At 36.1% G+C, this 14466-nt stretch carries 16 protein-coding genes and 3 pseudogenes; 10 read left to right on the top strand and 9 right to left on the bottom strand.

All coding sequences use genetic code 11. The features are described from left to right. Positions 1-65 precede the first annotated feature (65 nt). From NSQ61_RS09880 to NSQ61_RS09850, 8 genes are all read left to right on the top strand, one after another. Positions 66-1403 (top strand): MFS transporter, encoded by a 1338-nt coding sequence (locus NSQ61_RS09880; RefSeq protein ID WP_311067059.1) that lies wholly within the window; start codon positions 66-68, stop codon positions 1401-1403. Positions 1404-2072: 669 nt separating this feature from the next. Next, positions 2073-2378, top strand: coding sequence for a TIGR04104 family putative zinc finger protein (locus NSQ61_RS20295; RefSeq protein WP_117017504.1), 306 nt, complete (start codon positions 2073-2075; stop codon positions 2376-2378). After that, complete coding sequence (locus NSQ61_RS09875; RefSeq protein WP_117017505.1) at positions 2375-2626, top strand: hypothetical protein; 252 nt, start codon at positions 2375-2377, stop codon at positions 2624-2626. Before NSQ61_RS20295 ends, NSQ61_RS09875 begins: the two co-directional genes overlap by 4 nt. Before the next feature lie 678 nt (positions 2627-3304). Then, positions 3305-3619 carry a hypothetical protein gene (locus NSQ61_RS09870; RefSeq protein ID WP_311067060.1) on the top strand — a complete coding sequence of 105 codons (315 nt, stop codon included), beginning with the start codon at positions 3305-3307 and terminating at the stop codon, positions 3617-3619. A gap of 859 nt (positions 3620-4478) precedes the next feature. Further along, entirely contained in the window at positions 4479-4607 is a 129-nt protein-coding gene (locus NSQ61_RS09865; protein ID WP_340806871.1) for a hypothetical protein, read from the top strand. A 51-nt stretch (positions 4608-4658) separates the two neighbouring features. Continuing rightward, positions 4659-5234, top strand: a complete 576-nt coding sequence (locus NSQ61_RS09860; protein ID WP_340806869.1) for an HXXEE domain-containing protein — start codon at positions 4659-4661, stop codon at positions 5232-5234. A gap of 437 nt (positions 5235-5671) precedes the next feature. Further along, the gene (locus tag NSQ61_RS09855) at positions 5672-5872 is read left to right on the top strand and encodes a helix-turn-helix transcriptional regulator (protein ID WP_066248232.1); all 201 of its coding nucleotides are present in this window, start codon (positions 5672-5674) and stop codon (positions 5870-5872) included. Positions 5873-5877: 5 nt separating this feature from the next. Next, positions 5878-6306, top strand: a complete 429-nt coding sequence (locus tag NSQ61_RS09850) for a hypothetical protein (RefSeq protein WP_066248228.1) — start codon at positions 5878-5880, stop codon at positions 6304-6306. Between the two features lie 571 nt (positions 6307-6877). On the opposite strand, the gene NSQ61_RS09845 is transcribed toward NSQ61_RS09850, so the two are convergent. The 4 genes and pseudogenes from NSQ61_RS09845 to NSQ61_RS09830 all read right to left on the bottom strand — a co-directional run. After that, complete coding sequence (locus NSQ61_RS09845) at positions 6878-8071, bottom strand: ISL3 family transposase (RefSeq protein ID WP_340806865.1); 1194 nt, start codon at positions 8069-8071, stop codon at positions 6878-6880. 102 nt (positions 8072-8173) lie between these two features. After that, the gene (locus tag NSQ61_RS09840) at positions 8174-8596 is read right to left on the bottom strand and encodes a DUF6756 family protein (protein WP_242009372.1); all 423 of its coding nucleotides are present in this window, start codon (positions 8594-8596) and stop codon (positions 8174-8176) included. Positions 8597-8610: 14 nt separating this feature from the next. Beyond that, positions 8611-8935: pseudogene (locus NSQ61_RS09835) on the bottom strand (polymorphic toxin type 47 domain-containing protein). 92 nt (positions 8936-9027) lie between these two features. Next, a pseudogene (locus tag NSQ61_RS09830) lies at positions 9028-9498 on the bottom strand (transposase); the annotation flags it as partial. Positions 9499-9500: 2 nt separating this feature from the next. On the opposite strand from NSQ61_RS09830, the gene NSQ61_RS09825 reads away from it, so the two are divergent. Continuing rightward, positions 9501-9623: a helix-turn-helix domain-containing protein gene (locus tag NSQ61_RS09825; RefSeq protein ID WP_340808095.1), complete on the top strand. Its 123-nt coding sequence runs from the start codon at positions 9501-9503 to the stop codon at positions 9621-9623. Positions 9624-10162: 539 nt separating this feature from the next. Here NSQ61_RS09825 and NSQ61_RS09820 read toward each other — a convergent pair. The 5 genes and pseudogenes from NSQ61_RS09820 to NSQ61_RS09800 all read right to left on the bottom strand — a co-directional run. After that, positions 10163-10708 (bottom strand): annotated as a pseudogene (locus tag NSQ61_RS09820) (IS3 family transposase); the annotation flags it as partial. Between the two features lie 50 nt (positions 10709-10758). Continuing rightward, a complete protein-coding gene (istB, locus tag NSQ61_RS09815) occupies positions 10759-11499 on the bottom strand; it encodes an IS21-like element helper ATPase IstB (protein ID WP_412674477.1) in 741 nt (246 codons plus the stop codon). Further along, the gene (gene istA, locus NSQ61_RS09810) at positions 11499-12998 is read right to left on the bottom strand and encodes an IS21 family transposase (RefSeq protein ID WP_327848831.1); all 1500 of its coding nucleotides are present in this window, start codon (positions 12996-12998) and stop codon (positions 11499-11501) included. Before istA ends, istB begins: the two co-directional genes overlap by 1 nt. Before the next feature lie 121 nt (positions 12999-13119). Next, the gene (locus NSQ61_RS09805; protein WP_340806863.1) at positions 13120-13440 is read right to left on the bottom strand and encodes an IS3 family transposase; all 321 of its coding nucleotides are present in this window, start codon (positions 13438-13440) and stop codon (positions 13120-13122) included. Between the two features lie 47 nt (positions 13441-13487). Continuing rightward, positions 13488-13778 (bottom strand): transposase, encoded by a 291-nt coding sequence (locus tag NSQ61_RS09800; protein WP_339212343.1) that lies wholly within the window; start codon positions 13776-13778, stop codon positions 13488-13490. Positions 13779-14150: 372 nt separating this feature from the next. Here NSQ61_RS09800 and NSQ61_RS09795 point away from each other — a divergent pair, with 372 nt between their 5' ends. After that, positions 14151-14348, top strand: a complete 198-nt coding sequence (locus tag NSQ61_RS09795; protein ID WP_130158591.1) for a hypothetical protein — start codon at positions 14151-14153, stop codon at positions 14346-14348. Positions 14349-14466: the final 118 nt, after the last annotated feature.

Here is a 14466-nt window from a genome sequence, read left to right as displayed (position 1 = left end):
TAGCCGTTTCCTGAAGTTAAAATTTACTGAAAATTAAAAATTTTTTAAAAGAAAGGTGGAGTAGTATGAATGGTAATATGGAGACAACCGTTCAGCAAACTTCAGCATTGGAAGCATCGACTAGTAGAAAGCAAATGATAATAGCCGTTATGGCGTCTCTGTTGGGTTGGTCGTTGGATTTGTATGATCTCTTTATTCTTCTCTATGTTGCCCCTGAGTTAGGAAAGTTGTTTTTCCCGACAGATAAACCGACACTTTCATTGGCCGCTGTGTATGCTTCTTTTGCAGTTACACTATTTTTGCGTCCTCTCGGCTCAGCGCTTTTTGGTGCCTATGCTGATCGCCATGGGAGGAAGCGAGCAATGGTTGTGGCCGTGTCTGGTGTAGGGATTTCTACCGCCCTGTTTGGAGCGCTGCCAACAGTGCTTCAAATCGGTGCCGCTGCATCAATCATCTTTATTATTCTTCGTTTAATCCAAGGTGTATTTGTCGGAGGAGTTGTTGCTTCCACTCATACAATTGGGACGGAATCCGTACCGGAGAAATGGCGCGGCTTGATGTCCGGCCTTGTCGGCGGGGGCGGTGCTGCTCTTGGTGCATTGCTGGCCTCCATAGTATATTTTGTTTTGTCAAATATTTTTTCTGGGCCGGAATTCAGCGAATGGGGCTGGCGCTTTATGTTCTTTACCGGCATATTGAGCTCTGTTCTCGGACTGTTCGTATTCAAGAAGCTTGAGGAGTCACCGTTATGGGTGCAGCATAAGAAGGAGCAAGAAACGAAACCGGAACATCAGCAGTCTCCGGTGAAAACGGTATTCACTAAATATTTGTCAGTTTTATTAATTAATTTAATGATTGTAATCGGCGGCGGCTCAGCCTATTACCTAACTTGCGGGTATTTGCCTACCTTTTTAAAAGTAATTAATGATATCCCGCAGACCGAATCCTCAATTATTCTTATGGTCAGCAGTATTTCTGCACTGGTTGCTGCTGTTGTTCTCGGTCATTTGAGCACTATTATAGGTAGAAAGAAAACATTCATTTTACTAGGCATCGTAAATCTATTTGCTCTTCCGTATTTATATACAGAATTGGCACACGCTCAAAATCTGACAATGATTACGCTCTTTGCAATGGGGTTGTCGTTTTTAGGGAATGGCTCATATGCTCCCGTGCTGATCTTTTTAAATGAACGTTTTCCTACATCTATTCGTTCGACGGGTACTGGACTGTCCTGGAATATGGGATTTGCTGTAGGCGGGATGATGCCGACTTTGGTAACAGTGGTCAGCGGTCAAACGTCGAATATTCCATCGTCCTTGGGGTATTTCTTTATTGCTCTCTTCATTTTGTATCTGTTGGGCAGCTTCATCATACCAGAAACAAAAGGGAATTTTAAATAAACAGCGAATCAATCGGAAGTCAACAAAGCTTACGAAAACAGCCTTTAAAAACAACATACAGGATAGGAAAAAGATCTGTTTTGAACAAGCCTATCGTACGATTGCTTTGAGACCTCCTTCTTAAAAATGTTCAAAAAGAAGGAGGTTAATTGATTTTATTCATAAATATTTACTCTACTTTATCATATTTTTCATGTTCCGAACTTATTCATTGCAACGCGAAACATATCGATCCCATTATTTTTAAATTCAGCTTAACAGTAAAGTCCGCGTTTGATCCTAATTATTTTGTTCGAACTTTCGATAATATTTGCTTAATCCTTCTTTTTAACAAATCCTTTTGACTCATAAAAAATATCTTTTTCATACTATTATTACTCTTTTCACCTAAAGATCGGCATTGATCATTCTTGATTATTTGCAATATTCCTCTTTTTCATCTTAATACATACACTTATTATTTATTATATGCCGACAATAAGTGTAATTTCTGCCTTTATTTTCACACATAATATCCAAACATTTCACTCATGAAAACATAATACACCCCATGGATTTGTAACAGGTTACATCAGTGTAAAATAAAAGCTATTCTCTAAAAGATTGTTGTTATCAATCATAGAGAAATATATATCATATGGTAAAATAAAGTAAAAAGGGGTAGTTTCAATGGGATTGCCAAAATGTTGTAAATGTAACCATCCATTTAGTTGGAGAAACATATTTCGTGCTTCGTTCAAGTTTAGTCAAGAAATAAAGTGCCCTAAGTGTGGAACAAAAATGTATCCAACAATGAAATCAAGACAAAAAATGGGTATAGCAACTTTTGTACCATTGGTCATATCTTTTGCATTACAGGTATTTGGGCTTCCATTCAAGTTTACTATGTTGATATTTTTGTTGTTGTCAGTTTTGGATATGATATTGCTGCCATTTTTATATTCGTTTGTCGATCATGAGGAGCCCCTTTGGTGAAAAAGGACGTATTGTTAAAGCTGATGATAAAAGGGTTTTTGCGTAATCTTGATGATAGGGAGGAGTTTTATGGAGAATATTTGTGTGTAAAGTTTTTAGCTTCTCATCTTAATTCAATAATCCCGATTTTTCATCAAAAGGACGTCAGAACCGGTACCCCCGTATCGCCTGAAAAAAAATCCCCGCATATAACTATAGTGTCAATGAGAGAAGCTGTCGTTTACGATTACGAGAAGAGAGATATATGAAAGAGGAATGAATATTTTCTAATAATATAAGGAAATTGAGGATCGAAAACAGTTCAGAAATCTATTCAATCTCTCAATTGCTCCTTCGAAATTAATGAGAAAGTAGGTTGGATCTATTTAAGCGATGCCTTTCAAAAACGAAAGAGGTTTTTCCAAAATTTCTATTTTTATTGAGGAAGACGAAAAGACATTCGGACTGTTATCGAGGGTATCGTTTGATCTCTACCGATTAGTAAGAGCAAAAAAGGGATAGAAACGCAAAGTTATGAAAAAATCTCTACTCAACATCTTCTGAACTTGCGCAAAAAGAAGTATGGTTAAAGATTACAAATAATCATTTGATCGTATTAAATGATCAATAAGCGAAACATCGTTGTTAAATTATGAAACGCAACAAAAGACAATCATTCGAAAAAACGAAAATGGAAAAATCAGTGAAAATTATTCTGAAATAATGTGATAGATTCTTAATAGATCAACAAAAAGTATCTATAACCGCTCTTGCGAATGTAGAGAGTGTCGAACTTTCTCCATTTGAGCGAAACATTGCTTAAAGTGTTTTTAAACATCATACTCCAATTACCATGTGAATACATGAAAGTTGATGCGATTGATATCGAAATGACCGCAATATGGTATAATAATATTTATATTTATAATGAAGAAAGGAGCATACCGATGGCTGAAATTACAAATGAAATGATTTTGCAAGCGATTAAAGAACTGGCTGAGCAGCTAAAAAACCATTCAGAAGAAACGAATAACCGGTTTGAACAAATTGACCAACGATTTGAACAAACCGATCAGCAGTTTGAACAAACGAAGCAGCAATTGGTCGAAATCAATGAGCGGCTCGACCAAGTTGAACAAAAGATCGAGGAGATGGACAAACAGCTCACTGATGTAGCAAACGGTCAAAAAATTCTTGTGGAAGAGTTGTTTGAAAATAAGAAAGAAATCAAGCGAGTCAAAAATATTTTAAACATATATTAATCGCACTGATCTATTAAGTGTTTTTTTTGGACAAAACCGTTAGATAAAAACAAAATGATGTCTGAAATTAGCTTTTCGCCTCCCAGTTTTCTTCAAAATAATGTCCAAACTTCTTCGCCGTTTTCTATTTAGCTTTATTCATTCCTATTATTATCCAATTAATACTATCCCCGTTTTAACACATAATCCCCGGAATAGGATCTGGCTTGTGCTGTCTACAGTGTGAGAAAAAAGACGCAACAAAGGATAAGTCCCCATTCAAAAAACAGCGGCTGTCTCATCGGTTTAACGGCCATTGCGGCAGCCTCGTTATGCTTTCACCTTATTGATTAATTTTTATTATAAATGCAATAATTTTTTCTATCAGCGAAAGCAAAGACTGACATTAGTTTTAAGCGCCTCAGGCTTTTTACTTTCGGTACTTTCCATTCTTCACTGTTCGAAAACCTATTTACAACAAAGCAAATTTTTCCTATAATTACAACTAACTAATTAGTTAGTTATAAAAAAGGGGGTTCTTGTTGGCTGTAAAAAAAGGCGAAGCGAGTAAGAGAAAGTTATTTTTATGCCAGAAGAGCTTTTTACGAAAAAGGGTTTTCAAAGTACCAAAAGAAGCGAATTTGTTGCAAACGAAAGCTTAACACAAGCTGCGTTTCAAAAGTAAGGAAGATATCTTTCAACAAATATTTCAAAATTTTGATCAACAGTTAATAAAACTAAGGGATGTTGGAAAAATCTGTTGAACTATCGCTATCGGATGTCAAAACTTTTGTAACCAACATGTTTATCAAATTATTTACTTTTTTAGGAAAAAACAAATCAGACAAGGAGACAGTGATCAGATTCGAAAAAGATTGATATGTTCAATAACAAGCGATTCGGAATTGTAAAAGAAAAAATTGACACATGGGTGGCAGCAGAGGCCATCGCTGCTATTATAGAACGATTGGTACATCAATATTTATTAACAGGAGAAAAAGTAAAGTAGGACAGATGTTTTTGGGCGGAATTCAAAATCGTTCGAAAAGCGGTGATTGAAATGGTATTAGAATGGTTGGATTCTCAACTTCATTTGATTAGCGTGCTTTGGTTATTTCCTATTTTGTTTATGTTTCATGATTTTGAAGAGATTCTTACGGTGGAGAAGTGGACCAAACAGAACAAGGAACAAGTTCTTGCGGTTTTACCTAAATCAATACGAAAATATTTTTATAGCAGCTTTCAGATGACAACTGTTCAATTTGCGAACGATGTATTTTGGATTTTCCTTACCATTACAACAGCAACATGTTTAGCCGTCATTTTCTCTTTTTACTATATTTTTTTAATGTTACTGTTTATCTTTTTTGCCCATGTGTTCACACATTTAGGGCAAGCATTCTATCTAAGGAAATACACTCCTGGTGTAATCACTTCCATCATTCTAGTGTTGCCCTATTCTTCATATACCTACTATCGATTGCTGAAAGAACAAGTCATAAGCGGAACAGATATATTGTGGAGTACTATTGGAGCTTTCATCATCGTGCCAATATTATTTCTGTTTCTGGTGTATGAAAGAAATAAAGCTACAAAAAAAGTTGAGGAAGATGGTGCCGACAAGAATTTTTTGTAATGTAAGATAGATAGGGCATCTCTGAAATGGGTTACCTTAAACAATTTAAGAAAGACCAAATTTGATACAATTGTTATACATGATATCAAAATATTTAACAGAAATATCATTAATTGGTTTATACAAAATGGATTTCATTTCAGTTTGTACTTTAAAAAATTAATAGGTTGTGTAAAGAATTATTGAACGAATGGAGAGATCACTTATTAACTAACGGATTCCCTTTTAAAGTGCAAAATTAAATAACTTTTGAAAGTACATTAAAAAGCAGGGTAATTGTCATATCAAATTACCCTGCTTTTTTCTCCTCTTTGGCAAATCAAAAATATAAATAATGTAAAATTTTTTATCCAAAATGTAATATATATATTGAATTATGTAATATATATTGTATAAAATGTAATATATAAATTACATTCAGAGAGGGTTTTGAAATTGTGAAAAACAATCTTAAAGTTGCTCGTATCCAAGTAAATCTGACCCAACAACAACTGGCAAAAAAGGTTGGTGTAACTCGCCAAACTATCAGTTTAATCGAAAAAGGAAAATACAATCCTACTTTAAAATTGTGCCTCGAAATTTGTTATGCGGTTAATAAAACGTTAGATGAAATTTTTTGGGTAGACAAGGGAGAGTGATTAAATTGCAAAAAATAAAAGACGAACGATTATTATTGAAAAATCTGCAAAATTTACGAATTGCCTACATTTTACAGACACTTGGAATCATCGGAATATTAGGCTATGACCTAATAACAAAAGGAATAGATGGAATGAGAGAAAATCCATTATGGTTTGTGTTTATCCTTACAACGGTCGTATCAGCTTTCTTATCAATGAACATTAGTGTGGAATATGAAAGTCAAAAAAGGTCACCCAAAAAAGGATTCCTAATATCACTTGTTGTATTAACACTTATTTCAACTATAATAGGAATCCTCACATCATTAAGTGAAGGATTTACTGCAATTAATGGTGTTTTAATTGCAGGAATAATTTTTATATGTGGAATCGTTCCGATTTCTTATCTATATTATTTGAGAAAGAAAAGCATAGATGATCATACAGATTGAAGGAATAAACAATTGGAAAAACTTTTTTAAAAAATATTTAAAATTAAATAAACGAATAGCAGGCGAATATTCCGTGGCTGTTGTCCCACCAAAAAGAATGGCCTAAATTCCAGTGAACGATTTAAACGTTGAGGAAGATTTTATATATTTTTGCTTTTCAAAGTTTACAAAATCAATGATAGCAGCCTTTGTTTTTTTGTCATGTAGACACCTCATTTGTTAGTCTATTATTACTATGAGCATTTTGTAAAATTAGATTTTTATTAAAAAGAGTTTTAAAAGAAACCCAAATAAATTGGGGTATTTTGTATCTTTGGTTTACAAATATTCTGTTTGTCCTTTTTTGGGAGTACTTGCAGAATTTTTCGCTTTAAAAATTTTTTGTCTCATCACCATATTCTGTGATGTTCACACAATTCCGGCAATAAGTTAGCGAGATTGATACTCAATCTAGAGTAGCTCCTTCGTCAGCTTGCAGACCACTAAGTGGGTAGAATGGAAGCGGTCAAGTGCTTTCCTTGACGGATTCCATTCTACCAACTACAATGCGGAAAGCTGATGAAGGGCATGGTTAAGCAACCTGATTTTTATAAGTTTTACCTGTACATTCCAAAAATACACGTAGCCGAAATCTTTCAAGGTTTCTGAAGCCAAAAGCACGTCTTTTGATATTCTTACTCTTATGGTTTGTCCCTTCAATCCGGCCATTCGTAAAAGGGGTAAGAAAATATTGTAAAATTTGTGCCTTCCAATTTTCTATCGTCTTGGCTACTTGATGAAATGAAGGAAATGGGCTGCTCCATGCGAGTTGAATCCATTCTTCTAAGAGTGAATCAGCTGTATCATAGTCATTCACTTGGTATATTTCTCTAAAGAGTTCTTTTAGAAAATAGGCATATGACAATTCTGAATGCTCTTTGAGCATCTCGTCTAATTGTTGTTTTTCATTAGCCGTTAACTTTTCAGAACCTTTCAAGAGTTTAAACCGTCCCTTTTTTAGTCCAGGAGTTTTCTTTCTAACTTGGTCAAGTGCATGTGTCACCTTTTGCACCACATGATATTTATCAATGACGATACAGGCCTCTGGGAATATAGATTTAACAGCTTTATGGAAGGGATCCCACATATCCATAACAACGGTATGAACCCATTTATTAGACAGAATCTTCTTGACAAGTAAGATCTGAGTTGAATGATAACTCCGTTGATGTTCCATACCAAGCACACTCCCGGATTGGGTATTCATAAGAACTGTTTCATATCGGTGACCCTTTCGGACAGCGATCTCATCAAGGTTAAGGATTAATGCATCGTTTTCTAAAACACTTTCAAGAGTTTCTAAATGCTCCTTCTCTTTTTCTTTAGCAACGGAATAAAATATTCTTTCAACGGTTGTATAAGGTATTTTTTCCTTTCGACTCACTTCTTGGATAGTAGAGCCAATGCACATTTCGTACAGATATTCTCTATACCGATTGGTCTGATGCTTATTAGGACGGATACATTCAAATGTTTGTGAAAATCCCTCATTACAGTTGTGACAACGGTATCTATACACTCTGACAAATAAGAAAAGGGGCTTACCTAATACGGACAAGTCACGCACCTTTCTTGTCCGCCAGTCATGGACATGACTAGAAAAAAAACCGCAGTAAGAACAGCGTTCTTCTGTAGTATTTTTCTCGACATGTAACAAATTGCAATCTTCAAGAAACACTTGTTTAACAACTTCAAATTCTGGCAAATCTAGTGATACGGAAAACATTTTAGAACCTCCTGTCATGTTAAGTGACACTAACTTTATTGCTAGGAATTCGTGAGTGTTTTCCTTATTTTTTGGGTTAAATCACAAAATGTGGTGAAGAATCTATTTTTTTATCCATTCGGTTGCATCTCCACATGCAATTAGTACATCATGATGGTTAAAACATAATAAATATTCATTGTTCTTATTAGTAACATAGAACTCAACATTAAACATTTCTGACAGTAGTTTTACTAGATTTTCTCCCCCCTCTACTTCATAAGACGATTTTTCATCGGATGGGTTAAACATCAAAATAGCTTGAGAATTTCCAATATATTCAGCAATCCATTTCCAAGCTTCTGGATGTTGTACAGCTATATCGTTATCTAGATGCTCCCACAACGGAAATAATTTAGTACCGTTAGCGTATTTTCTGGAAAGTTGTTGAAATCTTAATTCTGTATCATGTTCTGATATTTTGGTTACATTGATGTTCATAGAAGCAGCAGCAGACATAATCTGTTCCTCAATATTCCACAACATATACATTCCTCCATTTATCTATTTACAGTTACATCGTCTACCAGTATATGCCCACGTATGGCTCCTCCTCCACCTCTTTTCCCCAGTTTGATAACCAATGTGCGGAACATCTGGACCATTTTTTGTATGTCCAATATCAATATTGATTTCTGCACCATTTTTAGCTCTCCACTCTACTGGGAATGATTTACCATTAGCATATCTTCCCCGCTTAGTCACAGTAAATTCTGTTCTCGGTACACCTGTCCTAATAAAAGCTTCATTTAATGAGTCCCTATATGTCTTTCCTGTTCCCCTAAAATCTAAATCAACATCTTCTTTAAATTTATATCCTGTTATTTTACCTAACTCAGTGTTACCTGTACCCTTAGGAAATTATAAAAATGTACTTTATAAATGGGTGGCAGTTTCACTAACCATCACCCATTATATCAACTGACTTTCCGTTCAGGCATGATATAAGCGGTCTTGTGTTTCTCATATCATAGATAATATTGACAAGTCTTCTCATAATGCAAATAAGCGCTTGTTGTTTGGTTTTACCTTCTGCTAGCTTTTTCTGATAATACTCATAAAACACAGGATTTCGAGGAGTTTTACTGCCTTTACAAATATGTATTTTGTTGAACAGCCAAGTTATAAAAGATAGTGTATAATTTCCTGTTTCCTTGTTTGCTTTTCTGAATAGTTTCCTTGCCGCCCGAACTTATTCTGACAGGGGCTATACCTGCATACCTTGCGAGTTTGTCGGAGTTAGTGAAACGATGAATATCCCCGATTTCTGCAATGAAAGCCGATGCAGTCACCGTATTAATGCCTGGCATCGTTTCAAGCTGTATCCCTAAAGGCTTGGTAAGTGCTTTTAACTCTTTATCTACTTTTTTGATTTTTTGCTTCTTAAAGGCTGCGCCCGAACACCATCAGCCATCTTTGTTCAGACAACGTGGGCAGAGTTTATCTCTCAACATTAGAAAAAGTGTGCAAAGTGCTGGACATCGACATCCAGGAGTTAATCGAGGTGGAGTAATCCTCTCGCTATAGTAATCGGTGGTAGCGAAGAAAAAGTTGCGAAAAAATTTTTATAAAAAAGTTGCGAAAAAATTTTTATAAAATGGTGGGAAAACAAGGGTAAGGTTTTTGGCGAAAAAAACGGTAGTAACTGATAATTTTTCAGTGGGTGTAATGTATTTTAAATATAATAGAGGGGATGTTTTCTACACACAAGAAACTGAATATTTAGTCTACTGTGTGGAAAGGAAGAATACCTTTTATATTGTAAATTGTAACGTTTTTCAACAGTAGAGCATGATAATATGAAACATGTAAATTCTTACTTTTAACTAATAGGAAATGGAGTTTATTAGTAAAAAAGAAATAGAAGAAATAATTGATGAGTTAACAGGTGCATTTTGATATTAGGTCAATAAAGTAGACACAAAAATTTATAGATTTTTTTTCGCAGCTACCGCGCTATCGCTTGGTGGCCTTTTAAAAATAATTACGACGTTGTCCTAATTATTTTTAAAAGGTAAATTTTCGGGTCTAACTATTCTATTAATATGTTCATTAAGCTCCCTTTTTATAGTACATACGTTCGTATTCAGATGGCGAAAAATACTCTGTTGCGGAGTGAATACGTTTATTATTGTAAAATATTTCTATATACTCAAATATGCTCTTTTTTGCTTCCTCCCTTGTTTTATAACGAGTCTGATAGATTAGTTCTTTTTTTATAACCCCATGAAATGATTCAATACAAGCGTTGTCATAACAATTTCCTTTGCGGCTCATGCTACATTTCATTCCGTATTCCATTAGCTTAGCTTGATAGTCATTTGAAGCATATTGACTCCCTCGATCAGAATGATGGAGGATAGAACCCTGTGGTTGTTGACGCTGATAGGCTTGCTTTAAAGCACTTAACACTAGCTCCTTTTTCATGGAACAGTCTATATGCCAGCCGACTATTTTCCTTGAATACAAATCCATCATACTAGCTAGATAAAGCCAACCTTCATCCGTTGGAATGTAGGTGATATCAGCTACCCATACTTCATTTGGTTTCGTAACAGTAAAATGTTGGTTTAAGATGTTTTTTGCAAGCAAAAAGTGCAGAGTATTGCAGCGAAAAATACATAGGCTTGCAGCTTTATTTTTTTACATTAATTACCATTCAATTTCACAGAAGAAAGAGCATTTTTCAGCCGGTAACTTTCACCTGTGAATGCGATGATATGGGCATGGTGTACCAAGCGATCCACTAAAGCGGAAGTTAAGCGGTTATCTCCAAACACTCGATTCCATTGGCCAAACTCTAAATTCGATGTGACAATCACACTTTTATGTTCATAACAGTCGGCTATGATATGAAACAATAATTCCGATCCTTGTTTTTGGAAAGGAACATATCCCAGTTCGTCTAGTATAAGTAAATCGCACTTATCGATTTGACGTTTTACTCGTTGTAAAGTACCTTCTTTTAACGCCTCCTCTAATTGTCCTACCAAATCTGCGACACGAAAGAAACGAACCTCAAACCCTTTTTCGCAGGCTTTTAATCCAAGAGCTGTCGCTAAATGGGTTTTGCCTGTTCCTGGTGAGCCAAGAAGCAATAAATTTTGTTTCCCATGTAAGAAACGAAGGTCACAAATCTCTTCTTTTGTCGTGGTAGCTGGCAGATGCAACTGGTCGTTCCATTCATAATCTTTCAACCATTTCAGTTCTCTAAATTTGGCTTTTTTTATTAGTCTCGATACCTTGGCAGCTTGTCTTGATGAGACTTCGGCCAGTAATACATCACATAAAAACTGTTCTTTATTCTCAAAGACAATGTCTTCATACTGATCAGCTATATAAGCAAGGTGCAGGGTTTTACAGACTTCTTTCAGATCACGAGCGATCATCAGTTATCCCTCCCTTCTAAGGTCGGACATAGCCTCTGATCATACATGCTTAAATCCGTTTCATAATCTAGTAATACAGAAGGGGTATGGGGTTCTGACAATTTTTCCGGATAAGTTGCTTTCTGAGCTTCCAATAAGGAACCCAATTCGTGCGGCTCTTTTTCAATACGTTGCTCCATTTCCAAACATTTATGGATGTCTTGTAAGGCATGAACCTCCAGCAGTTTTTTTAAGCCTGCCACCCGTTTCTTAATCTCATCAGGTTTTATCGTAAGATAAGTTTGTACTCTTTCGGGCAGGTATTTAAAGAAACGAGAATACTTAACAGCACGTGGCTTTTTCTCCCAGTCGGCCAAGATGTTGTCCCATGGTATAGGCCTTGTGGTCATCATATAGGGACGTGAGTCTTGATAGATCATTTCACCGTCATTCGAAAAGCAAGTGAATTTGTCCCATTCCTTTTTAATAACTAGTGTCTGTTTGATCCTCGCTTTATGAATAAGGAATTTTTCTCTATCGACTAGAATCTCGCCATATTTATTTACAGTAGCCGAGTCGATTGAAAAGATTGGAAGATCACTGATTGGCAAAGCTTTTAATTGCTTCTGATCCTCAGCCCACAATTCTTCTATCGGAACTCCTTTTTCGTAGTGAGGGCGTTTTCGATCGGTTACCATTTTCTCTTCTAGCCAGTGGGCCAGTTGTGAAAAATCCTCCATTACTGGGGCTGTTACAAAAAAGTTATTTCTTGTATAGCCTACCTTTTTCTCTACATTCCCTTTTTCATGTCCACTACCGGGATTGCATGGTTGTACTTCAAATCCATAATAGGACTGGAAGCGTAAGAAAGAGTCCGTATAGCTTCTCTTGTCTCCCTTGCCTACCGTTACAACCGCTGCCGACAGGTTATCAATTCGTAAATATGTCGGGACACCCCCAGCCTGGTGAAATAACTGTTTCAAGCCCTCTAGAAAACACTCCGAGTTTTCTGCCGGCAGGGGATAAGAAAAGGCGGCATTACTATATGGAAAACTGAGAATAAGAGTTTTGATGTCTTTATATGCGCCGTCTTTTACAGCCGTCATATTTCCAAAATCCACTTGGGCTTCGCCCGGAGGGTGCTCCAGACGTTCGTATCTTGTGGTTTTTTCTTCTTTTATTTGTGGTCTGCGATGCTGAATGTACTCACAAACGGTTCGATAAGAACCTTTAAACCCGTGCTCTTCTTTAAGTTGTTCAAACATCTTCTTGTTTGTTCGTCTTTCTTTTTTCTTAAGCTTCATGTCCTCCTCAAGCCAACAATCTACGATTTCTCCGTACTCTTCCTCGTACATCATTCCCCTTCGACGGAAGGGAAGAGATTCTACTGGTACTTCACCGTCAGCGTATTTTTTTGCTGTTCTCCAATTTTTACCTGTCTTTTTAGCGATCTCAGAGATTGACATATCTTCGACTTCTCTTAAATGTTTGATATAATTAACTTCAGGCATTGCTAGCATCCTTTCTTATCCTCCTACTGTTAAGTTCTGCTCAATCTCAACAGTAGAGGTTATTGGGTGAGCTGGCAAGCCTTTTTTTATGCAGCTATTCTGCACAAATTTCTTGCAAAACTATGTACTTTTATTTTGCAATAAACAGGTTTAAGACATTTTCGTGGACCGGATGGTTATGTTTTGAGTTAGTGGTAGCCTTATGCTTTTTCACGGTACGAGACTTCATTCCCTCTTTGTTCATTATGCGGGAAACCGTCTTCTGTGAAACCTTAATGCCTTCATGATTAAGCTTTTTGGCAACCTTTGGACTCCCATACAGTTGGCGAGATTCGATATACACACGACGCACTTCCTGCGTCAATTCTTCTCGACGCTCTTGTCTAGCACTTTTGGGACGATCACGCCATTTATAATAACCGCTTCGAGAAACTTTCAATACTTCGCACATCTTCTCCAATCGGTAATCGAAGCGATGCTCATGGATAAATGAATATTTTACCGTTGGTCTTTCGCGAAGAAGTGCATCGCCTTTTTTAAGATGGAGTTTTCCTCCTCCAGATCCCGAATACGTTTCTTCAGTTCACGAACTTCGTGGTCTTCGGATCGAAACGTTTGGGTTTCTGTTATTTCAGGTTCTTGCTTATATTTTTTCATCCAGCCGTGAAGAGTATTTTCGTTAATTTTGAGCTCACGAGCCACTTGTGCAACGGATTTCGCTTCCTCCAAAATATAACGAACAGTTTGACGCTTAAAGTCTTCCTCGTACCGCCTTTGTTTTTTTGTCATGTAGACACCTCATTTTTCAGTCTATTATTACTATAATAATCTGTGTCTACTTTTTAGTCTAACATCATTTCATTCTTCCATCAAAAAAGAGTTAGATGATATTGAGGATATAGAATATAAAATTACTACGGATTCTATTAGAATTAAACAAGAAGTTCCAGATCATTCAATTCTAGCAAGTACAGTGCCAAGCGAAGATAAGTCCCAAGTTGAAAAAGTGGTATTTTTTACCGAGAGTATTTGTAAAGGCGTCAAGGATATTTTTCAAAAATTCACGTTTTGAGTGTGTTTAAAGAAGCGATAAGAATTTTTATAAAGTTTATCTTCATTCATGAATTGGTTCATGTAAAACAATTTAAAAATGGTATGACAATGGAAGAATATCGCAGAACTAAATACAAAGAGAGTGAATTCGAAAAAGAAGCTAATGAGAAAGCAGCAGAAATTTTAAGTAGGGATGGAGAGTTCCAAAGAGAAATAGTCAGTATTATAAACAACAATAAACCCACAGATATTTATGTTGTTGAAGAGCTTTCAAAGCTTTATGAAGATTCCTTAGCTCAGCAATGAGAGCATCACTTTGACAGGGTGGAGGTCGCTAGTTCGAGCCCAGTCGGAATAATCATTAAAAACCTTGGTATGACGCGGTTTTTGTGAAATACAAGAATCGCATTTTTCTTGTGCGTCC

The organism is Aeribacillus sp. FSL K6-1121 (assembly GCF_038003725.1).
GTDB lineage: Bacteria > Bacillota > Bacilli > Bacillales > Aeribacillaceae > Aeribacillus > Aeribacillus composti.
This window is presented reverse-complemented; position numbering and strand designations above follow the sequence as displayed.

Bases quoted from the DNA above. Each gene is read 5' to 3' on its own strand.
- istB (WP_412674477.1), bottom strand. From the start codon at position 11,499: ATGATCGCTCGTGATCTGAAAGAAGTCTGTAAAACCCTGCACCTTGCT.
- NSQ61_RS09800 (WP_339212343.1), bottom strand. From the start codon at position 13,778: ATGACAAAAAAACAAAGGCGGTACGAGGAAGACTTTAAGCGTCAAACT.
- NSQ61_RS09880 (WP_311067059.1), top strand. From the start codon at position 66: ATGAATGGTAATATGGAGACAACCGTTCAGCAAACTTCAGCATTGGAA.
- NSQ61_RS20295 (WP_117017504.1), top strand. From the start codon at position 2,073: ATGGGATTGCCAAAATGTTGTAAATGTAACCATCCATTTAGTTGGAGA.
- NSQ61_RS09860 (WP_340806869.1), top strand. From the start codon at position 4,659: ATGGTATTAGAATGGTTGGATTCTCAACTTCATTTGATTAGCGTGCTT.
- NSQ61_RS09795 (WP_130158591.1), top strand. From the start codon at position 14,151: ATGGAAGAATATCGCAGAACTAAATACAAAGAGAGTGAATTCGAAAAA.
- NSQ61_RS09865 (WP_340806871.1), top strand. From the start codon at position 4,479: ATGTTCAATAACAAGCGATTCGGAATTGTAAAAGAAAAAATTGACACA.
- istA (WP_327848831.1), bottom strand. From the start codon at position 12,998: ATGCTAGCAATGCCTGAAGTTAATTATATCAAACATTTAAGAGAAGTC.
- NSQ61_RS09840 (WP_242009372.1), bottom strand. From the start codon at position 8,596: ATGTTGTGGAATATTGAGGAACAGATTATGTCTGCTGCTGCTTCTATG.
- NSQ61_RS09805 (WP_340806863.1), bottom strand. From the start codon at position 13,440: ATGTGCGAAGTATTGAAAGTTTCTCGAAGCGGTTATTATAAATGGCGT.
- NSQ61_RS09845 (WP_340806865.1), bottom strand. From the start codon at position 8,071: ATGTTTTCCGTATCACTAGATTTGCCAGAATTTGAAGTTGTTAAACAA.
- NSQ61_RS09870 (WP_311067060.1), top strand. From the start codon at position 3,305: ATGGCTGAAATTACAAATGAAATGATTTTGCAAGCGATTAAAGAACTG.